This is a genomic window from Pseudomonas frederiksbergensis (assembly GCF_035751725.1).
GTDB lineage: Bacteria > Pseudomonadota > Gammaproteobacteria > Pseudomonadales > Pseudomonadaceae > Aquipseudomonas > Aquipseudomonas frederiksbergensis_A.
Genome location: NZ_CP142104.1, coordinates 3787743 through 3808044, shown reverse-complemented (window position 1 = coordinate 3808044; position 20302 = coordinate 3787743). Strand labels below are relative to the sequence as shown.

General features: G+C 58.6%; 19 protein-coding genes and 3 tRNA genes. 16 read left to right on the top strand and 6 right to left on the bottom strand.

Translation table 11 applies throughout. The features are described from left to right. Window positions 1–133 precede the first annotated feature (133 nt). On the top strand, window positions 134–955 hold the full coding sequence (locus tag VQ575_RS16860) for a shikimate 5-dehydrogenase (RefSeq protein WP_039589122.1): 822 nt from the start codon (window positions 134–136) through the stop codon (window positions 953–955). 6 nt (window positions 956–961) lie between these two features. On the opposite strand, the gene VQ575_RS16855 is transcribed toward VQ575_RS16860, so the two are convergent. Next, the gene (locus tag VQ575_RS16855) at window positions 962–1609 is read right to left on the bottom strand and encodes a YceH family protein (RefSeq protein WP_039589123.1); all 648 of its coding nucleotides are present in this window, start codon (window positions 1607–1609) and stop codon (window positions 962–964) included. 129 nt (window positions 1610–1738) lie between these two features. Here VQ575_RS16855 and VQ575_RS16850 point away from each other — a divergent pair, with 129 nt between their 5' ends. After that, complete coding sequence (locus VQ575_RS16850; protein WP_039589124.1) at window positions 1739–2248, top strand: DUF1993 domain-containing protein; 510 nt, start codon at window positions 1739–1741, stop codon at window positions 2246–2248. Between the two features lie 78 nt (window positions 2249–2326). Here the strand turns inward: VQ575_RS16850 and sstT are convergent, their stop codons facing one another. Continuing rightward, complete coding sequence (gene sstT / locus VQ575_RS16845; RefSeq protein ID WP_039589125.1) at window positions 2327–3559, bottom strand: serine/threonine transporter SstT; 1233 nt, start codon at window positions 3557–3559, stop codon at window positions 2327–2329. 280 nt (window positions 3560–3839) lie between these two features. On the opposite strand from sstT, the gene VQ575_RS16840 reads away from it, so the two are divergent. Beyond that, a complete protein-coding gene (locus tag VQ575_RS16840) occupies window positions 3840–5000 on the top strand; it encodes an MFS transporter (protein WP_039589126.1) in 1161 nt (386 codons plus the stop codon). Here the strand turns inward: VQ575_RS16840 and nhaR are convergent. Then, entirely contained in the window at window positions 4997–5893 is an 897-nt protein-coding gene (gene nhaR / locus VQ575_RS16835; RefSeq protein WP_039589414.1) for a transcriptional activator NhaR, read from the bottom strand. The genes VQ575_RS16840 and nhaR overlap by 4 nt on opposite strands. 135 nt (window positions 5894–6028) lie before the next feature. On the opposite strand from nhaR, the gene VQ575_RS16830 reads away from it, so the two are divergent. Both VQ575_RS16830 and VQ575_RS16825 read left to right on the top strand, forming a co-directional pair. Continuing rightward, window positions 6029–6292, top strand: coding sequence for a hypothetical protein (locus VQ575_RS16830; protein ID WP_045156522.1), 264 nt, complete (start codon window positions 6029–6031; stop codon window positions 6290–6292). A 28-nt stretch (window positions 6293–6320) separates the two neighbouring features. Continuing rightward, complete coding sequence (locus VQ575_RS16825) at window positions 6321–7070, top strand: TerC family protein (RefSeq protein WP_039589128.1); 750 nt, start codon at window positions 6321–6323, stop codon at window positions 7068–7070. A 63-nt stretch (window positions 7071–7133) separates the two neighbouring features. On the opposite strand, the gene VQ575_RS16820 is transcribed toward VQ575_RS16825, so the two are convergent. Next, window positions 7134–7298: a hypothetical protein gene (locus tag VQ575_RS16820; protein WP_196304788.1), complete on the bottom strand. Its 165-nt coding sequence runs from the start codon at window positions 7296–7298 to the stop codon at window positions 7134–7136. 224 nt (window positions 7299–7522) lie between these two features. On the opposite strand from VQ575_RS16820, the gene VQ575_RS16815 reads away from it, so the two are divergent. Beyond that, a complete protein-coding gene (locus tag VQ575_RS16815; RefSeq protein WP_045156492.1) occupies window positions 7523–8200 on the top strand; it encodes a peptidase C39 family protein in 678 nt (225 codons plus the stop codon). Window positions 8201–8300: 100 nt separating this feature from the next. Further along, a complete protein-coding gene (locus VQ575_RS16810) occupies window positions 8301–8504 on the top strand; it encodes a DUF6021 family protein (protein ID WP_039589130.1) in 204 nt (67 codons plus the stop codon). 53 nt (window positions 8505–8557) lie between these two features. Here the strand turns inward: VQ575_RS16810 and pbpG are convergent, their stop codons facing one another. Both pbpG and folD read right to left on the bottom strand, forming a co-directional pair. Then, complete coding sequence (pbpG, locus tag VQ575_RS16805) at window positions 8558–9496, bottom strand: D-alanyl-D-alanine endopeptidase (RefSeq protein WP_039589131.1); 939 nt, start codon at window positions 9494–9496, stop codon at window positions 8558–8560. 327 nt (window positions 9497–9823) lie between these two features. Then, complete coding sequence (gene folD / locus VQ575_RS16800; RefSeq protein WP_039589132.1) at window positions 9824–10678, bottom strand: bifunctional methylenetetrahydrofolate dehydrogenase/methenyltetrahydrofolate cyclohydrolase FolD; 855 nt, start codon at window positions 10676–10678, stop codon at window positions 9824–9826. 281 nt (window positions 10679–10959) lie between these two features. Here folD and VQ575_RS16795 point away from each other — a divergent pair. From VQ575_RS16795 to VQ575_RS16755, 9 genes are all read left to right on the top strand, one after another. Continuing rightward, window positions 10960–11036: transfer RNA gene (locus tag VQ575_RS16795), tRNA-Arg, on the top strand. Window positions 11037–11076: 40 nt separating this feature from the next. Next, window positions 11077–11152, top strand: a tRNA-His gene (locus VQ575_RS16790). Window positions 11153–11210: 58 nt separating this feature from the next. Further along, window positions 11211–11295: transfer RNA gene (locus VQ575_RS16785), tRNA-Leu, on the top strand. Window positions 11296–11716: 421 nt separating this feature from the next. After that, a complete protein-coding gene (gene tig / locus VQ575_RS16780; RefSeq protein ID WP_039589133.1) occupies window positions 11717–13027 on the top strand; it encodes a trigger factor in 1311 nt (436 codons plus the stop codon). Window positions 13028–13119: 92 nt separating this feature from the next. After that, a complete protein-coding gene (gene clpP / locus VQ575_RS16775; RefSeq protein WP_030140021.1) occupies window positions 13120–13755 on the top strand; it encodes an ATP-dependent Clp endopeptidase proteolytic subunit ClpP in 636 nt (211 codons plus the stop codon). A gap of 112 nt (window positions 13756–13867) precedes the next feature. Beyond that, complete coding sequence (clpX, locus tag VQ575_RS16770; protein ID WP_039589134.1) at window positions 13868–15151, top strand: ATP-dependent Clp protease ATP-binding subunit ClpX; 1284 nt, start codon at window positions 13868–13870, stop codon at window positions 15149–15151. Window positions 15152–15313: 162 nt separating this feature from the next. Further along, window positions 15314–17710, top strand: coding sequence for an endopeptidase La (gene lon / locus VQ575_RS16765; RefSeq protein WP_039589135.1), 2397 nt, complete (start codon window positions 15314–15316; stop codon window positions 17708–17710). A 149-nt stretch (window positions 17711–17859) separates the two neighbouring features. Continuing rightward, the gene (locus tag VQ575_RS16760; RefSeq protein ID WP_008077714.1) at window positions 17860–18132 is read left to right on the top strand and encodes an HU family DNA-binding protein; all 273 of its coding nucleotides are present in this window, start codon (window positions 17860–17862) and stop codon (window positions 18130–18132) included. 224 nt (window positions 18133–18356) lie between these two features. Next, the gene (locus tag VQ575_RS16755; protein WP_198725273.1) at window positions 18357–20228 is read left to right on the top strand and encodes a SurA N-terminal domain-containing protein; all 1872 of its coding nucleotides are present in this window, start codon (window positions 18357–18359) and stop codon (window positions 20226–20228) included. Window positions 20229–20302: the final 74 nt, after the last annotated feature.

Sequence of the window (20302 nt, the reverse complement as noted above, 5' to 3'; positions counted from 1 at the left end):
ATATTGTGTAAGGTCTGTGGCGGTTTTTTTTACCGGACGCCGAGTCGGCTCGCTGCACCCGGTGTCAGATCATCGAATGAACCGGTCGGGACAGCGCGCCCGCCCATCCGAAATTGGTTTGAAGGAGACGAACATGCAGATGACCCCCAACAAAGACACCCAGCTATGCATGTCGCTATCGGGACGCCCGGGCAATTTCGGCCTGCGTTTTCACAATCACCTGTATGAGCAGTTGGGTCTGAATTTCTATTACAAGGCATTCACCAGCCAGGATCTGCCCGGGGCCGTGGGCGGTATCCGCGCCCTGGGCATCCGCGGTTGCGGTGTGTCGATGCCATTCAAGGAGGCCTGCATTGCCTTGGTCGATGAGCTGGACCCTTCCGCCGCGGCCATCCAGTCGATCAACACCATCGTCAATACCAACGGTCATCTGAAGGCGTACAACACGGACTACATCGCCATCGCGCAACTGTTGCAGCACCATGCCGTGCCCAAGGAATCCACGTTTGCCCTGCGTGGCAGCGGTGGCATGGCCAAGGCAGTTGCCAGCGCCTTGCGCGACGGTGGCTACAAAAATGGCTTGATCGTGGCTCGCAACGAAACCACTGGCCGGGCCCTCGCCGATTCCTTGGGTTACGAATGGCAAGCCGAACTGGGTGATCGGCGCCCACAGATGCTGATCAACGTCACACCGATCGGCATGACCGGCGGTGCGGAAGCAGACCAACTGGCATTCGAGCCCGCCGCCATCGCTGCGGCCGAGACCGTGTTCGATGTCGTGGCGATTCCTTCGGAAACACCATTGATCGTGCGCGCCCAGGCGCAAGGCAAGCGCGTGATCACAGGGCTGGAGGTCATCGCGATCCAAGCCCTGGAGCAGTTCGTCCTGTACACCGGGGTCCGGCCCAACCACGACCAGTTCGACAAAGCCGTGGCATTTGCCCGGGCCGGGTAAGCGCCGTTATTCCAGCCGTGCCAGCCGTTCTTCCAGCGCCGCGATTCGCGCTTCGAGTTCTTCGATACGTTCCAGCGATACGCCGCCCGCGGTGCTGCGTTCGGCCGGCTGTTGACGCGCGGCGAGGATCGCCTCGATGTCCGCCGGGTCGCCCATGGCATGCACATAACGATCTTCGCGTTGGCCGGCCTGGCGTGGCACCAACAGCGCCAAGCCACGAGCGATCAGGCGCTCCAGCTGGTGCACCACCTGTTCGGTGTCCTCGAAATCATGCATGCGACCGCTGCGGGTCAGCAGTTCGTTGACGGTTTGCGGCCCGCGCAAGAACAGCAACCCCATCAGGATCACTTGGGCTGGCACCAATTCCAGCGCCTTGTCGACCCGGTGCTCCCAGCGGTCGGCGCGGCTGCCCATCACCAATCGGGTAAAACCCCGGCCCTCCAAGGCCCGCAGGCTTTGGCCGACTTGTCCCGGATTGAGGTTCATCACAGGTTCGCGACTGGTTTTCTGGTTGCAGGCCAGCACCAGTGCATTCAGGGTGAGAGGGTAGGACTCGGGATTGGTGGCCTGCTTTTCGACCAGGGCGCCGAGAATGCGGATTTCCGTGCTGTTGAGCCGCGGTTCTTCGGCCGGGCCTTGTTCTTCGATGCTCATCGCGCGTTCCCTATGCTGTGGAAGGCGCCTAGCGTAATCCTTGCGCAATAAAAGACAAGGTGCGCAACAAGCCGTGGCTATAATCGCCCACGTTTGATTCATCTTCTTCTACCATTCCATGAGATCGCCATGACTATTTCCCTGTACGCCGCCTCCGTCCCGGTTTTCAAGCAGATGCTCAACGCCCTGAGCGATGTCTTGAACAAGGCCGAAGCCCACGCCACCTCGAAAAACATCGATCCGAATGCGCTCCTGCAAGCGCGCCTGTTCCCGGACATGTTCCCGTTGGTACGCCAGGTGCAGATCGCCGTGGACTTCGCCAAGGGCGTGTCCGCGCGCCTGGCCGAGATTGAAGTGCCGAAGTACGACGACAACGAGACCACCTTCGCTGAGCTGCAAGCCCTGATCGCCAAGGTGCTGGCTTTCATTGACGGTATCAGTGCCGAGCAGATCGATGGCAAGGAAGGCATCGAGATCGTGACCCGTCCGGGCACACCGAAGGAAAAACGCTTCACGGGCCAGAATTACCTGCTGACGTACGGCTTGCCGCAGTTTTTCTTCCACGTGACCACTGCGTACGCCTTGCTGCGTCACAACGGTGTGGAAGTGGGCAAGCGCGATTACATGGGCGCGTTCTAATCCCGCGGGCATGAAAAAGCCCGGAACGGTGTGAGCCGTCCCGGGCTTTTTTGTGGCTGTCCGCAGCCAGCGCATTGCTTAGGCTGTGCGACGCGCCCGCTCTTCTTCGCCCAGGCAAGCCGCTGCCGTGAACAAGACATCGGTAGACGAATTCAACGCGGTTTCAGCCGAATCCTGCAGCACCCCGATGATGAAGCCCACCGCGACCACTTGCATGGCGATTTCGCTAGGAATGCCAAACAGGCTGCACGCCAGCGGAATCAGCAACAGCGACCCGCCCGCCACCCCGGAAGCACCGCAGGCGCAGACGGCGGCAACGACACTCAGCAGCACGGCCGTGGGAACGTCCACCACGATGCCCAGGGTGTGCACGGCGGCCAGCGTCAGGACCGTGATGGTGATAGCCGCGCCGGCCATGTTGATGGTCGCGCCCAGCGGGATCGAAACCGAGTAAGTATCCTCATGCAGGCCGAGGCGCTTGCTCAATTCCAGGTTTACCGGGATGTTCGCCGCGGAGCTGCGGGTGAAGAACGCGGTAATCCCGCTCTCGCGCAGGCAGGTAAACACCAGCGGGTACGGGTTGCGACGCAGCTTCCAGAACACGATGAGCGGGTTGATCACCAGTGCCACGAACAACATGCAGCCGATCAATACGATCAGCAGGTGCAGATAGCCGAGCAGGGCGCTGAAGCCGGAAGTGGCGAGAGTCGAAGCCACCAGCCCGAAAATCCCCAGCGGGGCGAAGCGGATCACCAGGCGCACGATCACGGTCACGCCATTGGACAAGTCCTCAAGGACGGTGCGCGTGGTTTGGCCGGCGTGGCGAATAGCGATGCCCATGCCGATGGCCCAGGCCAGGATGCCGATGAAGTTACCGTTCATCAATGCACGGACGGGGTTGTCGACGACGCTCAGTGCCAGGCTTTGCAGCACTTCGCTGATGCCACCTGGCGCGGTGACCGCGACGTCCTGAGTGCTCAGCACCAGGCTGGAGGGGAACAACGTGCTGGCAATGACCGCAACCACGGCGGCCGCGAAGGTGCCCAGCAGGTAAAGGAACAGGATCGGCCGGATGTGGGTTTCCTGGCCGTGCTTATGGTTGGCGATCGAGGCCATGACCAGCACGAACACCAGGATTGGTGCCACCGCCTTCAGCGCGGATACGAAAACCTTGCCGATGAACTCAGTGGATTTCGCCAGGTCCGGCGCCAGCAATGCCAGGACGATACCGGCGATCAGGCCAATAATGATCTGCGTGACCAAGCCAGTGCTTTTGAGGCGGTGCAATAGAGAAGGGGAGACAGCTGTCATAACGGTATCTCTGATTTTTTTATGTGTAACGGTCAGCCGAACGGGGCAACGAGCCGGCAGGCCACTTGGACGGGACCGAAAGAAGGTAGAGCGTTTGCAGGCCGCGGACTTTATCACAGCCCGACGAAAAATCTGACGGACCTGTGACGATCCGTCACCTGCATGTTTGAACACGTTTTGCTGACGGGGGCATTCTGGTAGGCTTTGTCCTATTCACTTTTTCATACTCTCCAGCGGGCCTTTGGCTATCGCTGGTGTCGTCGTTTTCTCGGAGTCTCCCATGCTGTTGCCCATTTTCCTGTTGTCCGCCGCTGGTTTCACGGTGTTGACCACGGAATTCATCATCGTTGGCCTGCTGCCTTCCATCGCCCGCGACCTGCACGTCACCATCCCCCAGGCGGGGCTGCTGGTGACGTTGTTCGCGTTTACCGTCGCTGCGTTCGGGCCGTTCCTGACGGCCTGGTTCGCCCGGGTTGAACGTCGCAAATTGTTTATCAGCGTGCTGGTAATGTTCGGCCTGGCCAACACCCTGGCAGCATTGGCGCCCAACATCTGGGTCATGGCCGTCGCCCGGCTGATTCCCGCACTGGGCCTGCCGGTGTTCTGGGCGTTGGCCAGTGAAACAGCGGTGGACATCGTCGGGCCGCAATTCGCCGGGCGAGCGATCGCCCGGATCGGCTTCGGCATCGTCTGCGCCACTGTGTTCGGTATTCCGGTGGGTACGCTGATCAGCGATGCATTCGGCTGGCGAAGCGCTTTTGCAATCCTGGCGGTCATCGCATTCGCCAAGGCACTGCTGTTGTTTATCTACCTGCCGAAGACAGACCTGCACCAGCACCAGGTGAGCTTGCGCTCGCAATTCAAGATATTGCATAGCCCATTGATGCAAGGGCATGTGCTGTTGTCGATCCTGGTGTTCAGCGGCATGTTCACCGCCTACACCTACCTCGCCGATATCCTTGAGCGCCTGGCCGGTTTCGACGGCACGCTTGTAGGCTGGTGCCTGATGGGCTTCGGCGCCGTGGGCTTGCTGGGCAATTCCCTGGGCGGTCGAGCGGTGGACCGGCACCCGTTGATCGCGTCGATGGTGTTCTGCCTGTTCATGATCGGCGGCATGGTCGCGCTGGTGCCGAGCATCCATTCGACCCTGGGGCTGGCTGCCGCGCTGGGCATTTGGGGGGTGACCCAGGCTGCACTGTTTTTGGTCAGCCATGTCCGGTTGATGAAGGCCGCGCCGCAAGCTCCGGCGTTTGCCGCGTCGCTGAATATCGCCGGTGCGAACCTGGGAATCGGCCTGGGCGCGATGGTAGGTGGGCGGGTCATCGACACCCTCGGGTTGGGCAAGGTCGGTTTCGCCGCGGCGGGGTTCATTCTGGTATCGATCCTGCTGGCGCTATTGCTGATGGCCTTCAAGCCACCTGCCGCCTGCATGCAGCGCTAGACGCTGAACAGTTCGCGCCGCGCCCCTTCGGCGATCGCGACGATGCCCGGATGGCTGACCTTGCGCTCGACCGAAATAGCGTAGAACGACTCGCTCACGGCATCGGTCTGGCCGATCACCTGCACGCCGTATTGCTGCTTGACCTCCTCGGCGATCACGCTGGGACCGATGAAGATCCCGCTGCCTGATTGGCCAAATGCCTGCATCAGCGCGCTGTCATCGAATTCACCGACGATGCGTGGCTGGATTTGTTGTTCGGCGAACCAGCGTTGCAGTCGGCTGCGCACGACCGTCTCCGGTCCGGGGATCAGGAGCGGGGCGTCATGCAGGCCGTGGGGGAAATCCTGTCCATGACGGTCGGCCAGTGCCGGGGTGGCAAAAAAACTGATCCCGCATTCCCCCAATTTCTGACTGTAGCCCTTGATGTCCAAATGGCTTGGCATCGGGCTGTCGGATATCACCAGGTCCAGGCGCTGGATAGCCAGGTCCGCCAACAGGCGTTCGAGCTTGTCTTCGCGACAGGTGATGCGCAGCGGCTCGCTCAATTCCATGGTCGGCGCCAGCAGTCGATAAACGATGGACTTGGGGACGACATCCGCCACCCCAACCCGGAACAGCGTTTGCTGCTCGTTGGGCTGTGCCCGCAGCATCAGCTCCAACTCACCGCCCAGTTGGAACATGTGCTCGGCGTAAGGCAACGTCTGGCGGCCGGCCTCGGTCAGTTCCAATTGGCGTCCGACTCGGCGGAACAGCTTGATGTTGTAGGTTTGTTCGAACAGTGAAATCTGTCCGCTGATGGTTTGCGGGGTCAGGTTCAGTTGCTCGCAGGCCCGTACGATGCTGCCGGTTTTCGCCACCACCCAGAAATAATGCAGCTGTCGATAATTGAGCATGGCGTGCGCCGCTTCGTAAAAACCGAAGTATAGCCGCTGAAAATACGAATTTTCCTGAAGTATTTACGCCTCTAGAATCCCGGGCCATCGGTGAGCCATCTTCGGGCTCCGTCTATTCCCTGAGAGGCATTGCGCATGAAGTACAAATACGTGGGGCTTGCAGCCTTGCTCGCGTTTTCCACGACAGCCCTGGTGGGCTGCGAACAAGCGGAAAAAAGTGCTCAGCAACTGGCCGAGCAGTTAAAGGAGCAAGCGGTCGAAACGGCCAAGCAAGCCATCGATGATACGCACAAGGCGGCCGAACAAGCCCTCAGCGAGGCCACGGGTGGACTGATCAGTCCCAAGAAAGAGCCTGAGAAAGACACAGAAGAATCCCAATCCCCCACCAAGACCATTTAACCCCGTCATATCGAGTCAGGACTGACCCATGGATTACTTGTTACAGCTCGCCGCCAGCCCCACCGCCTGGATTGCCTTGGCAACCCTGGTCGTCATGGAAATCGTGCTTGGCATCGATAACCTGATCTTTATTTCGATCTTGACCAACAAGTTGCCCGAGCAACACCGTGCCAAGGCGCGGCGGATCGGTATCGGCATGGCGTTGATCCTGCGCCTGGGCCTGCTGAGCACCATCGCCTTCATCGTCCAATTGACGGAGCCTGTCATCGAAATTCTCGGCCAGGCGTTTTCCTGGAAGGACATGATCCTGATCGCCGGTGGCCTGTTCCTGTTGTGGAAGGCGACCACCGAGATCCATCACAGCATGGACCCGGCGCCCGATGATCCGAAGTCGGCCACTTCTGGCGTCACCCTGGGGTTTGCCGCCGCGATCGGTCAGATCCTCATGCTTGACCTGGTGTTTTCCATCGACAGCATCATCACGGCGGTGGGCATGACCGAGCACTTGCCGATCATGATTATTGCGGTAGTGGTTTCGGTACTGGTGATGCTGCTAGCCGCCGAGCCGCTGGCGAAATTCATCAACGACAACCCCACCGTGGTCATGTTGGCCCTGGGCTTCCTGATCATGATCGGCATGACGCTGATCGCCGAAGGTTTTGGTGCCCATGTGCCGAAGGGCTATATCTACGCGGCCATGGCCTTCTCGGCGGCTATCGAAGTGCTGAACATGCTGTCCCGTCGCGCCAAGCAGAAGGCCTTGGTCGACGAAGCCTGATCCAAGGCAGACAAAAGCCGCCCGGGTTGAACGCCCGGGCGGCTTTTTCATGGCATTGGAAACCTAGTGCGCGGTGGCGGGGCGCCTGGAAGATTTCGAGGTGTGCTGCGCTTCCGGCCTTGGGGCGGGATGGTGACGGCGGGCGATCCGCAGCACGCCCCACAACATGGCCGCCGCTACGCTCAGCCAGCCGAATACCAGCATCACAATAGTCGTCATCAGGCTCATCTGTGCCTCCTTCTGCCCGGAACCGGGCTATGCACTCACTACAATGGACAGTCTAGTCGCTCAAGTGTTACCGGCAGTCGATCCCTGGCGTTAGCAACGGATCGGTTGGTTCTATCGCGGTGCCGAAACTGTCGCTTATGGCTATACCCAGGCCGGCGCGCGACTTATGATCGTCGGCCCAAGCCCGGCCTTGACGCCGGGGCTGTCTGAATAAGAGAGTCATCATGTCGTCGGTAATTTCATCTTTTCGATCACTGGTAGTGGCAATGGTGTGTCTCGCCGCCCTGGCGGGTTGCGCGGGAAGCGTGTCGCCGCAGATCAAGCGTCTGCCTGAACGGGTCGAGCTCAACAGCGTGCCGTTCTTCCGTGGCGAAATGTTCCAGGGCGCGCCGCAATCCCTGGCGGCCTTGTTGACGCTGCAAGGCACCGTGATTACCCCAGGGCTGTTGGAAAAACCATTGCACCTGCCCGGCGGCGAGGCCCGTTTGCAGCAGAATCTGCAAACTCTGGCGCGTGAATATGGGCTGGTGGTGTATCCCCTCGACGGAGAGCTAGGTGCATTGCTCGAACAGGTGGCCGCCGGTTACCCGGTGTTGCTGCGCTATACCGAGGGCTCGGCGTTCTGGACTGAGCCGCGCTACGCGATCCTTGCCGGTTATAACCGACAGAAGCGCACGGTGCTGCTGCGCTCGGGCATGAATCGCCGTTCCTTGATGAGTTTCAGTGCATTCGAGTCGGCTTTCAAAGGCGCTGGCGGTTGGGCGGTATTGATCCAGCAGCCTGGGCAACTGCCGGCCAATGTCGATTCGCAGCGCTGGTTGAAAGCCGCCGATGAATTGGCCGGGGCAGGGCAGGAACAGGCGGCAGCGCGTGCCACCAAGGCGTTGGGTGCCGCCCGCTGAGTGCCGGCCCCGTTCGTCACCTGCCGGGCACGACTCGGCATGCCTCGCGTTCTTACCGTCAGGGCCCGGAGTCTCCGGGCCATGATTCGAGGAGGCAGCTATGGCACAGTCGAAAACACCTTCGGGACCGCATTCTTCCGAACATTCATCCGGCGACGATGATCTGGGATTCGATCCCGACTCCCCGGACCTCGACGACCCTCAAGTCGACCCGATAGGGCCGGCCAAGGCGCCCCGGGACGAGAAGGACCAGGATCCGCCTTCTTCCAGGCCTTATGACCCGCTGGGTGATTTGAAGCCCTGAATGCAAATAGCCCCGACGAGTCGGGGCTATTTCATTTGCTGGCCTGTCCCGTCCTATTTGGACGCTTCCACCACACCGCTCTGGCGACTCTTGAGATTCTTCGCGGCCTTGTACTGCAAGGCCACGGCCGGGACGCTGGCGCTTTTGCCTGTCTCGACCCAGCTACGGATGCGGCTTGCATCGGCGAAGTGAGTGTATTTGCCAAACGCGTCGAGAATGACCAGTGCCATCGGACGATTGCCCATCTTGGTCACCAATACGAGGCAGTGACCCGCCTGGTTGGTGAAACCGGTCTTGGTCAATTGAATATCCCAGTTGGCCTTGTGAACCAGATGATCGGTGTTGCGAAAGCCCAGGCTATAGACCGGTTTGCGGAACGTTACGGTCTTTTCCTTGGTGGTGCTCAGTTCACTTAGCAAAGGGTATTTGCGGGCGGCGATCAGCAGTTTCGTCAGGTCCCGGGCGGTCGACACGTTGTGGATGGACAGGCCGGTGGGTTCGACATAATGGGTGCTGGTCATGCCCAGGGCCTTGGCCTTGGCGTTCATCGCTGCAATGAATGCCGCGTAACCACCCGGGTAATGGTGGGCAAGGCTTGCAGCGGCGCGGTTTTCCGAAGACATCAGTGCAATCAGCAGCGTATCCCGGCGCGACAGTTCGCTGTTGAGCTTGACCCGGGAATACACGCCTTTCATTTCTGGCGTGTTGGCGATGGTCATGGAGATGTATTCATCCAGGTTCTGCTTGGCATCCAACACGATCAGGCCAGTCATCAACTTGGTCACCGACGCGATCGGCACCACGACGTCGGGATTGCTCGAATACACCACTTTGTCGCTCTGCAGGTCCAACAGGATGGCGCTGCCGGAAGCGACTTGCAGTTTCGACGTGTCCCTTGGGGCCGCAATGGTTTCCTGCGCGATGACGTTTTGCGTGATGAAAGGACCTGTGAAAGCAAAAAACAGGCTGATGATCGAAAGACGGATTTTCACGCGAGTAGACTCGATAGAGTTAAGAGTGCTCGTTGAGCAGTGGCTTGTTGAAAAACCGCCGCATTTTATGAGTATGGGTGAAGATGGCGCTATATGCCGGTGCCACCAGGACACTTGAATAAATAAAGTTTAATGGAAGGCTGATTCTGGGGAATTGAATCTGAAAAAAATGTAGTTCGAGCGCGCGAGTCTGATCAAAGCGCCGGCCCCTGAACTACCTGTGGGAGCGAGCGCGCACGCGATAGGGGCGTGTCAGTCAACGGATATGTTGGCTGGTGTCCGCTATCGCGAGCACGCTCGCTCCCACAGGTTGGGTTGGGGCTGCTGTCAGCTATGCAGCGTCTCGGCCGCGTACAGCGTGTTCTCCAGCAGGCAGGCGCGAGTCATCGGGCCAACGCCGCCAGGCACCGGAGTGATCCAGCCGGCGCGGGGCAGGGCGGTCTCATACACCACGTCGCCGACCAGCTTGCCGTCGTCCTGGCGGTTGATGCCCACGTCGATGACGATGGCGCCTTCCTTGATCCATTCGCCCTTGACCAGGCCAGGCTTGCCGGCGGCAACCACCACCAGGTCGGCCCGGCCGACGTGGCCAGCCAGGTCCTTGGTGAAACGGTGGGTTACGGTGACGGTGCAGCCGGCCAACAGAAGTTCCATGGCCATTGGACGCCCAACGATATTGGAGGCGCCAACTACCACGGCGTCGAGCCCGTAAAGGTCCACACCGGTGCTTTCCAGCAAGGTCATGATGCCCTTGGGTGTGCACGGGCGCAGCAGTGGAATGCGCTGGGCGAGGCGGCCGACGTTATAAGGGTGGAAACCATCGACGTCTTTGTCGGGGCGGATGCGCTCCAACAGCTTCGAAGCATCCAGGTGTTCAGGGAGGGGCAGCTGGAGAAGGACGCCATCGATGTTTGGATCATCGTTGAGGCGGTCGATCAGATCGGCCAGCGCTTGCTGAGTGGTTTCGGAAGGCAGGTCGTAGGCCTGGGAAAGGAAGCCGACCTCTTCACAGTCTTTACGCTTGTGCGAGACATAAACCTGAGAGGCAGGATCGCTGCCGACCAGGATCACCGCAAGGCCGGGCGTACGCAGGCCTTGCTGGCGGCGCTCGGTGACTCGTTGGGCGATCTGCTGGCGCAGGCTGGCGGCGATCGATTTGCCGTCGATAAGTTGTGCAGTCATTGCGCGTGGTTAACCATCGAGAGGGGAAAAAAAGAGAGCGCATTCTCGCATGCCGAGGCGTGAGGGCAAAGGCGCTTGGTCTGTAAATTCCCCTAACCCCTTTAATTAAATGAATTTTTTTTAAAAAAGAGTTGACGACCTATCGGGCCGTCTATAACATTCGTCGCACTTGTCGGGCACAGCCTAGCACTGGTTAAGAAGGTGGAGCAGAGTTGGTTGTTTAAACTCGGTGAAGCTGAAAGCACTTAGTTTGTAATCGTCCAAGAATACAGATTAAAAAGGCGCCCGTAGCTCAGCTGGATAGAGCATCCGCCTTCTAAGCGGATGGTCGCAGGTTCGAGTCCTGCCGGGTGCGCCATTAGGCAGCTTTGGCACAAGTAAGGCAACAAGGCAATATGGTGGGCGTAGCTCAGTTGGTAGAGCACGGGATTGTGACTCCCGTTGTCGTGGGTTCGATCCCCATCGTCCACCCCATATTCTAGAAAGGCGCCAGATTTAACGGTCTGGCGCCTTTGCTTTAAAAGCTTGATACGCGGATGTGGTGGAATTGGTAGACACACTGGATTTAGGTTCCAGCGCCGCAAGGTGTGAGAGTTCGAGTCTCTCCGTCCGCACCATACAAGTCGCTATTTAATTAGCAGAGAACGGCGCAGAACCTGAAAAGGGCTGCGCCGTTTTCGTTTCCAGCGGTTTTGGCTTTGCTGTTCGGCGCCATTTCGGAATGAGGTGCAGTGGTTGATTCGTCGCGAATTTGTTTCGTGATGATGCGTGATGCGTCCGTTGGTCTCTTGTGGGACCGGAAAATGTGTGACCGGACAAATCGCTTCTATATATAGAAGCATTGGCGCAGAGCCCTGGACTGAATCGGCTGTATTTGCAATCCGGGCGGGGCATGACCGTTTGTCCCGTCCTAAATCCGGAGCCTGTTTCCAGCGCGTTTTCAGTAGGGTGACTTCTTGAGTTTGACCTACTAGAATGCATGCCCTTGATTCTGGGGTCGGAAACGCCCGGCCAACGTCTGTGCAACGAGGAATATCCATGCAAGTTTCTGTTGAAAATACATCTGCTCTTGAGCGCCGCATGAGCATCACCGTGCCAGCTGAGCGTATCGAGACTCAGGTCAACAAGCGTCTGCAGCAGACTGCCCAAAAGGCCAAAATCCCAGGTTTCCGCCCAGGCAAGGTGCCAATGAGCGTGATTCGTCAGCGTTACGAAGCTGACGCGCGCCAGGAAGCCGTGGGCGACGTGATCCAGTCTTCGTTCTACGAAGCAGTGGTCGAGCAGAAGCTGAACCCGGCTGGCGCTCCTTCCGTCGAGCCTAAAGTGCTGGAAAAAGGCAAGGACCTCGAGTTCGTTGCCACGTTCGAAGTGTTCCCTGAGTTCACTGTTGCCGGTTTCGAATCCATTGCTGTCGAGCGCCTGAGCGCCGACGTTTCGGATGCCGACCTGGACAAGATGCTCGACATCCTGCGCAAGCAGAACACTCGCTTCGAAACGACTGATCGTGCTGCCCAGAACGAAGACCAGTTGAACATCGATTTCGTCGGCAAGGTCGACGGTGAAGTGTTCGCCGGCGGTTCCGCCAAGGCCACCCAGCTGGTGCTGGGCTCCGGTCGCATGATCCCTGGTTTCGAAGATGGCCTGGTCGGCGCCAAGGCCGGTGAAGAACGCGTCCTGAACGTGACCTTCCCTGAGGACTACCAGAACCTGGACCTGGCGGGTAAGGCCGCCGAGTTCACCGTGACCGTCAACAGCGTTTCGGAGCCGAAGCTGCCTGAGCTGAACGAAGAATTCTTCGCCCAGTTCGGCATCAAGGAAACCGGCCTGGAAGGTTTCCGCGCCGAAGTTCGCAAGAACATGGAGCGTGAGTTGCGCCAGGCCATCAAGTCCAAGGTCAAGAACCAGGTCATGGACGGTCTGCTGGCTTCAAACCCGATCGAAGTGCCGAAGGCCCTGCTGGACAACGAAGTGAACCGTCTGCGCGTCCAGGCCGTTCAACAGTTCGGCGGCAACATCAAGCCGGACCAACTGCCGGCCGAGCTGTTCGAAGAGCAGGCCAAGCGCCGCGTCGTACTGGGCCTGATCGTCGCTGAAGTGGTCAAGCAGTTCGAACTCAAGCCTGACGAAGCCCGCGTTCGCGAGCTGATCCAGGAAATGGCTTCGGCTTATCAAGAGCCTGAGCAAGTGGTGTCCTGGTACTACAAGAACGACCAGCAGCTGAACGAAGTCCGTTCGGTTGTGCTGGAAGAACAAGTTGTGGATACTGTTCTGCAGAAAGCTAGCGTGACCGACAAAGCGGTCTCTTACGAAGAAGCGGTCAAGCCGGTGGAAGCTCCACAAGCCGATTGATGGTTCTGCGGTAAGAAATACACACCATAAGCCAGCCTTCGCGCTGGCTTATGCGTATTCAAGACATAACTATTTGGGAGTGACTGCGAGACATGTCCCGCAATTCTTTTTATCAGCAGAGCTCTGACATCCAGGCCGCAGGCGGTCTGGTCCCTATGGTTATCGAGCAGTCCGCCCGTGGCGAACGTGCCTATGACATCTATTCGCGTCTGCTCAAGGAACGCGTGATCTTCCTGGTGGGGCCGGTAGAGGACTACATGGCCAACCTGATCTGTGCGCAACTGTTGTTCCTTGAAGCCGAAAACCCGGACAAGGATATCCATCTCTATATCAACTCCCCTGGCGGTTCGGTAACCGCAGGCATGTCGATCTACGACACCATGCAGTTCATCAAGCCCAACGTTTCGACGACCTGTATCGGTCAGGCTTGCAGCATGGGTGCGTTTTTGCTGACTGCCGGTGCCCAGGGCAAGCGTTACTGCCTGCCGAATTCGCGCGTGATGATTCACCAGCCACTGGGTGGTTTCCAGGGCCAGGCATCGGACATCGAAATCCATGCCAAGGAAATTCTCTTCATCCGCGAGCGCCTCAATACCTTGATGGCCAAGCACAGCGGGCGCACGCTTGAAGAAATCGAGCGCGATACCAATCGCGACAATTTCATGAGCGCTGAAGCTGCACGTGAGTATGGCCTGATCGATGAAGTGATCAGCCAGCGCCCCGCTTAAAATAAGCAGCTCAAAATGAGGTTGGTCGGCAGGTCCGATCATCTGCGGGCTTGAAAAAGCCCGCAATTGCCTTCATCTTGTGTTGCAAGCCTATCGGATTTGGATCGATCGAATGACTGACACCCGCAACGGCGAGGACAACGGCAAACTGCTCTATTGCTCCTTCTGTGGCAAAAGCCAGCATGAAGTACGCAAATTGATTGCCGGCCCCTCGGTCTTCATTTGCGACGAGTGCGTCGACCTGTGCAATGACATCATCCGCGAGGAGGTGCAGGAAGCCCAGGCCGAAAGCAGCGCGCATAAGTTGCCTTCGCCTAAAGAAATCAGCGGCATCCTCGACCAGTATGTTATTGGTCAGGAACGCGCGAAAAAGGTACTGGCCGTAGCGGTGTACAACCACTACAAGCGCCTGAACCAGCGTGACAAAAAGAATGACGAGGTCGAACTCGGCAAGAGCAACATCCTGCTGATCGGCCCGACAGGTTCGGGTAAGACCCTGCTGGCCGAAACCCTGGCTCGCTTGCTGAACGTTCCGTTCACCATCGCCGATGCAACCACCCTCACCGAGGCGGGTTATGTGGGCGAGGACGTCGAGAACATCATTCAGAAGTTGTTGCAGAAGTGCGACTACGACGTGGAAAAGGCCCAGATGGGCATTGTCTACATCGATGAAATCGACAAGATTTCCCGCAAGTCCGACAACCCGTCCATTACCCGGGATGTTTCCGGTGAGGGCGTGCAGCAGGCCTTGCTCAAGTTGATCGAAGGCACGGTCGCTTCCGTACCGCCCCAGGGTGGTCGCAAGCATCCGCAGCAGGAGTTCCTGCAGGTCGATACCCGTAACATCCTGTTCATTTGCGGCGGTGCGTTCTCCGGCCTCGAAAAGGTCATCCAGAACCGCTCCACCCGTGGCGGCATCGGTTTCAACGCCGAAGTCCGCAGCAAGGAAGAGGGCAAGAAGGTCGGTGAATCCCTGCGTGAAGTCGAACCTGACGATCTGGTCAAGTTCGGCCTGATCCCTGAGTTCGTTGGCCGTCTGCCGGTCCTGGCGACATTGGATGAGTTGGATGAAGCGGCGTTGATGCAGATTCTGACCGAGCCGAAAAACGCCCTGACCAAGCAGTATGCCAAGTTGTTCGAAATGGAAGATGTCGATCTCGAGTTCCGTTCCGACGCGTTGAAAGCGGTTGCCAAGCGAGCCCTGGAGCGTAAGACCGGTGCCCGTGGGTTGCGCTCGATTCTCGAAGGCGTGCTGCTCGATACGATGTATGAAATCCCCTCGCAGTCCGAGGTGAGTAAAGTCGTGATCGACGAAAGCGTCATTGAAGGCAAGTCCAAGCCGCTGTATATCTACGAAAACAGTGAGCCGGCTGCCAAGGCTGCACCGGACGCTTGAGCGTCCTGCAGTTGAAATAAAAGAAGGGGCCTTCGGGCCCCTTTGCTATTAGCGCGTTTTAGAGGTGTCTTAGCGCTTGTTTTTTTTGAAGGCTGCCCCCATCTTGGTTTCAAGCTCACTTCCATCTGTTTACGGCCTTACGGCCGCCGTAGAGGCGAAATCATGAAGACAACCATCGAATTGCCTCTCCTGCCATTGCGCGATGTCGTGGTATATCCGCACATGGTTATCCCGCTGTTCGTGGGGCGCGAGAAGTCCATCGAAGCCCTGGAGGCCGCGATGACGGGTGATAAGCAGATTCTTCTGATCGCTCAGAGAAATCCTGCCGACGATGATCCCGGTGAAGACGCACTTTATCGCGTAGGTACGATTGCAACGGTCTTGCAACTGCTCAAGCTTCCCGATGGCACGGTGAAAGTGCTGGTCGAGGGCGAGCAGCGCGGGGCGGTCGAGCGTTTCAGCGAAGTCGACGGCCACTGCCGTGCCGAAGTCTCGCTGATCGACGAGGTCGATGCGCCCGAGCGTGAATCCGAGGTGTTTGTGCGCAGCCTGCTGTCGCAGTTCGAACAGTACGTGCAGTTGGGCAAGAAGGTGCCTGCCGAGGTGCTGTCGTCGCTTAACAGCATCGATGAGCCCGGACGCCTGGTCGACACGATGGCGGCCCACATGGCCCTCAAGATCGAGCAGAAACAGGAAATCCTCGAAATCATCGACCTCTCGGCCCGTGTCGAGCACGTATTGGCGTTGCTCGATGGCGAAATCGACCTGCTGCAGGTTGAGAAGCGCATTCGTGGCCGGGTCAAGAAACAGATGGAACGCAGCCAGCGCGAGTACTACCTGAACGAGCAGATGAAGGCCATTCAGAAAGAGCTCGGCGATGGCGATGAAGGTCACAACGAAATCGAAGAGCTGAAAAAGCGCATCGATGCCGCCGGCCTGCCGAAGGATGCCCTGGCCAAGGCCCAGGCAGAGCTGAACAAGCTCAAGCAAATGTCGCCGATGTCGGCCGAAGCCACCGTGGTGCGCTCCTACATCGACTGGCTGGTCCAGGTGCCGTGGAAAGCCCAGAGCAAGGTACGCCTGGACCTGGCGCGTGCCGAGGACATCCTTGATGCCGACCACTACGGTCTCGAAGAGGTCAAGGAACGTATCCTTGAATACCTCGCTGTACAAAAGCGCGTGAAAAAGATTCGTGGCCCGGTGCTGTGCCTGGTAGGTCCTCCCGGGGTTGGTAAAACTTCCCTGGCGGAGTCGATCGCCCATGCCACCAACCGTAAATTCGTGCGCATGGCCCTTGGCGGCGTGCGCGACGAAGCGGAAATCCGTGGTCATCGTCGTACCTACATCGGTTCGATGCCGGGAAGATTGATTCAAAAAATGACAAAGGTCGGCGTGCGCAATCCGCTGTTCCTTCTGGATGAAATCGACAAGATGGGCAGCGATATGCGCGGCGATCCCGCGTCGGCGTTGCTGGAAGTCCTCGATCCCGAGCAGAACCACAACTTCAACGACCACTACCTTGAAGTCGACTACGACCTGTCGGATGTGATGTTCCTCTGCACCTCCAACTCCATGAACATCCCGCCAGCGTTGCTGGACCGGATGGAGGTGATTCGTCTACCGGGCTACACCGAAGACGAGAAGATCAACATTGCCGTCAAATACCTTTCGCCCAAGCAGATCCAGGCCAATGGCCTGAAGAAAGGCGAGTTGGAATTCGACGAGGAAGCGATCCGCGACATCATTCGCTACTACACCCGCGAAGCCGGTGTACGTGGCCTGGAGCGCCAGATCGCCAAGGTTTGCCGCAAGGCGGTGAAAGAGCATGCGCTGGAGAAACGCTTTGCGGTCAAGGTCACTTCAGACCTGCTGGAGCATTTCCTGGGCGTGCGTAAATTCCGCTACGGCCTTGCCGAACAGCAGGACCAGATCGGCCAGGTGACCGGCCTTGCGTGGACGCAGGTCGGTGGCGAGTTGCTGACGATCGAAGCCGCCGTGGTGCCGGGCAAGGGCCAGTTGATCAAGACCGGCTCCCTGGGCGATGTCATGGTGGAATCGATCACGGCGGCGCTGACGGTTGTCCGCAGCCGTGCACGCAGCCTGGGCATTCCCCTGGATTTCCATGAGAAGCGCGACACCCACATCCACATGCCGGAAGGGGCAACACCCAAGGATGGGCCGAGTGCCGGCGTGGGCATGTGCACCGCCCTGGTTTCCGCACTGACCGGTATTCCGGTGCGTGCCGATGTGGCGATGACAGGTGAAATCACCCTGCGCGGCCAGGTCCTGGCAATTGGCGGCTTGAAGGAAAAACTGCTGGCGGCTCACCGCGGTGGGATCAAGATTGTGATCATTCCCGAAGAGAACGTCCGTGATCTGAAGGAAATTCCTGACAACATTAAGCAGGATCTTCAGATCAAACCCGTTAAATGGATTGACGAAGTCCTGCAAATTGCGCTGCAATACGCGCCGGAGCCCTTGCCGGATGTGGCTCCGGAGATTGTCGCGAAGGAAGAAAAGCGAGAGTCTGACTCTAAGGAAAGAATTAGCACGCATTAATACGCATTTGCCTGGGGGGCCTTCCTTGACAGTTTTTTAGAGCCCTTGTTATAAAGCGGCTCTTAAGTGTCTGCAGGCCATTCAGCACTCGTTTTTGCTTTCACCAAAAAAACTTAGAATCATCTCAAATAGATATAAGGGGACTTAGAGTGAACAAGTCGGAACTGATTGATGCTATCGCTGCATCCGCTGATATCCCGAAAGCTGCTGCTGGCCGTGCGCTGGACGCTGTAATCGAATCCGTCACTGGCGCTCTCAAGGCCGGCGACTCCGTTGTTCTGGTTGGTTTCGGTACCTTCTCCGTGACTGATCGTCCAGCACGTGTTGGCCGCAACCCGCAGACTGGCAAGACGCTGCAAATCGCTGCTGCCAAAAAGCCAGGCTTCAAGGCTGGCAAAGCGCTGAAAGAAGCCGTTAACTAAGGTTTCACTGAGTTTATCCGGGTCGGGGTCATGCCTGGCTTGGCAGCGGAGCGGTAATGCGTCCGGTAACATCCGGGCTGTCACGCCGAGGCTCGCGGGTTCGAGCCCGGTCCGCTCCGCCAGTTACGAGAAGGCGCATCCTCGGATGCGCCTTTCTTCTATCCGGATTCTACCCACGCTCCACGGTTGCCTAAATTTGAAGTTCAACCGTTTCTGGGGGACGCATGCTGCAGAATATCAGGGACAATTCACAAGGCTGGATTGCCAAGACCATCATCGGGATCATCGTCGCATTGATGGCGTTGACCGGTTTCGAAGCCATTTTTCAAGCCACCTCGAATAGCAATGAAGCGGCCAAGGTCAACGGCGAAGAAATCAGCCAGAACGAGCTGAGCCAAGCGGTCGACATGCAACGCCGCCAGCTCATGCAACAGTTGGGCAAGGATTTCGACGCTTCCTTGCTGGACGAGAAGATGCTGCGCGACTCGGCGCTAAAGGGCCTGATCGACCGCAAGCTGTTGCTGCAAGGCGCCCATGACGCGAAGTTCGCTTTTTCCGAAGCGGCGCTGGATCAGGTGATCCTGCAGACGCCTGAATTCCAGGTCGACGGCAAGTTCAGTCCCGAGCGTTTCGACCAGGTCATCCGTCAGTTGGGTTACGGTCGTCTGCAATTCCGCCAGATGCTGGCGCAGGAAATGCTGATCGGCCAACTGCGTGCAGGTCTCGCTGGCAGCGGTTTTGTCACCGATGCCCAGGTGCTGGCGTTTGCCCGCCTGGAAAAGCAGACCCGCGACTTCGCCACGCTCACCCTCAAGGCCGACCCATCGGCGGTGAAGCTGACCGATGACGAGGTCAAGGCTTACTACGATCAGCACGCCAAGGAATTCATGACGCCTGATCAGGTGGTCATCGATTACCTCGAGCTGAAGAAAGCCTCTTTCTTCGATCAGGTCAGCGTCAAGGATGAAGACTTGCAAGCGGCGTATCAGAAAGAAATCGCCAACTTGTCCGAGCAGCGCCGTGCGGCGCATATCCTGGTCGAAGTGAACGATAAGGTCACTGAAGCCCAGGCAAAGGCGAAGATCGAGGAAATCCAGGCCCGCCTGGCCAAAGGCGAATCGTTCGAAGCCCTGGCGAAAGAGTATTCCCAGGATCCGGGCTCGGCGAACAATGGTGGTGACCTGGGCTTTGCCGGTCCTGGCGTCTACGATCCTGAATTTGAAAAGGCGCTGTATGCCTTGGGCAAGGATCAGGTTTCAGCACCGGTGCGCACTGATTTCGGCCTGCATCTGATCAAGCTGCTGGGTGTCGAAGCGCCTGAAGTCCCGACCTTTGCCAGCCTAAAGGACAAGCTGACGCGCGATCTGAAGGCCCAGCAGGTCGAGCAGCGTTTCGTCGAGGCGACCAAGCAATTGGAAGACGCTTCGTTCGAGGCCTCGGACCTGGCGCAACCTGCCCAGGACCTCAAGCTGACCGTGCACACATCGGCACCGTTCGGTCGGGAGGGCGGTGAAGGGATTGCGGCCAACCGCGCCGTTATCACTGCTGCGTTCAGCCCGGAAGTGCTGGAAGAGGGAGCCAATAGCACGGCCATCGAGCTGGACCCGGAAACGGTCGTGGTGCTGCGTGCCAAAGAGCACCGCAAGCCTGCGCAAATGCCATTGGAAAGCGTCGCCGGACCCATACGCGCCCAGCTGGCCAAGGAACACGCCAGCGCCGATGCCAAGACCCAGGCCGACGAGCTGATCGCCAGCCTGCGTGATGGCAAGGTTGCCCTGGACAAGCCTGTCAATGGCCAGTCATGGAAAGCTGTCGAAGCGGCAACCCGCAGCCAGGAAGGCATCGATCCTGCTGTGCTGCAGGCGCTGTTCCGCATGTCCAAGCCGGAGTCCAAGGACAAACCGACGTTCGCGAGCGTGACCCTGCCTGACGGCAGCGTGACGGTCTTGCGCTTGAACGGCGTCAACGAAGGCGCGGCACCGACCGAGGAAGAAAAGGCCGAGTACCGCCGCTACCTGGCGTCCCGTGTTGGTCAGCAGGACTTCGCGGCGTTCCGCAAGCAGTTGGAAAGCGAGGCGGACATCAAGCGCTTCTGAGCAACCTGATGCGTCTGCGACGAGACCCCGGCCGAAATGCCGGGGTCTTTTTGTATCTGTGTATTGCCGCAAGC

Bases quoted from the DNA above. Each gene is read 5' to 3' on its own strand.
- tig (WP_039589133.1), top strand. From the start codon at position 11,717: ATGCAAGTTTCTGTTGAAAATACATCTGCTCTTGAGCGCCGCATGAGC.
- VQ575_RS16860 (WP_039589122.1), top strand. From the start codon at position 134: ATGCAGATGACCCCCAACAAAGACACCCAGCTATGCATGTCGCTATCG.
- folD (WP_039589132.1), bottom strand. From the start codon at position 10,678: ATGACTGCACAACTTATCGACGGCAAATCGATCGCCGCCAGCCTGCGC.
- VQ575_RS16840 (WP_039589126.1), top strand. From the start codon at position 3,840: ATGCTGTTGCCCATTTTCCTGTTGTCCGCCGCTGGTTTCACGGTGTTG.
- VQ575_RS16850 (WP_039589124.1), top strand. From the start codon at position 1,739: ATGACTATTTCCCTGTACGCCGCCTCCGTCCCGGTTTTCAAGCAGATG.
- VQ575_RS16825 (WP_039589128.1), top strand. From the start codon at position 6,321: ATGGATTACTTGTTACAGCTCGCCGCCAGCCCCACCGCCTGGATTGCC.
- sstT (WP_039589125.1), bottom strand. From the start codon at position 3,559: ATGACAGCTGTCTCCCCTTCTCTATTGCACCGCCTCAAAAGCACTGGC.
- VQ575_RS16755 (WP_198725273.1), top strand. From the start codon at position 18,357: ATGCTGCAGAATATCAGGGACAATTCACAAGGCTGGATTGCCAAGACC.
- VQ575_RS16815 (WP_045156492.1), top strand. From the start codon at position 7,523: ATGTCGTCGGTAATTTCATCTTTTCGATCACTGGTAGTGGCAATGGTG.
- nhaR (WP_039589414.1), bottom strand. From the start codon at position 5,893: ATGCTCAATTATCGACAGCTGCATTATTTCTGGGTGGTGGCGAAAACC.
- VQ575_RS16810 (WP_039589130.1), top strand. From the start codon at position 8,301: ATGGCACAGTCGAAAACACCTTCGGGACCGCATTCTTCCGAACATTCA.
- clpX (WP_039589134.1), top strand. From the start codon at position 13,868: ATGACTGACACCCGCAACGGCGAGGACAACGGCAAACTGCTCTATTGC.
- clpP (WP_030140021.1), top strand. From the start codon at position 13,120: ATGTCCCGCAATTCTTTTTATCAGCAGAGCTCTGACATCCAGGCCGCA.
- VQ575_RS16830 (WP_045156522.1), top strand. From the start codon at position 6,029: ATGAAGTACAAATACGTGGGGCTTGCAGCCTTGCTCGCGTTTTCCACG.
- VQ575_RS16855 (WP_039589123.1), bottom strand. From the start codon at position 1,609: ATGAGCATCGAAGAACAAGGCCCGGCCGAAGAACCGCGGCTCAACAGC.
- VQ575_RS16820 (WP_196304788.1), bottom strand. From the start codon at position 7,298: ATGAGCCTGATGACGACTATTGTGATGCTGGTATTCGGCTGGCTGAGC.
- lon (WP_039589135.1), top strand. From the start codon at position 15,314: ATGAAGACAACCATCGAATTGCCTCTCCTGCCATTGCGCGATGTCGTG.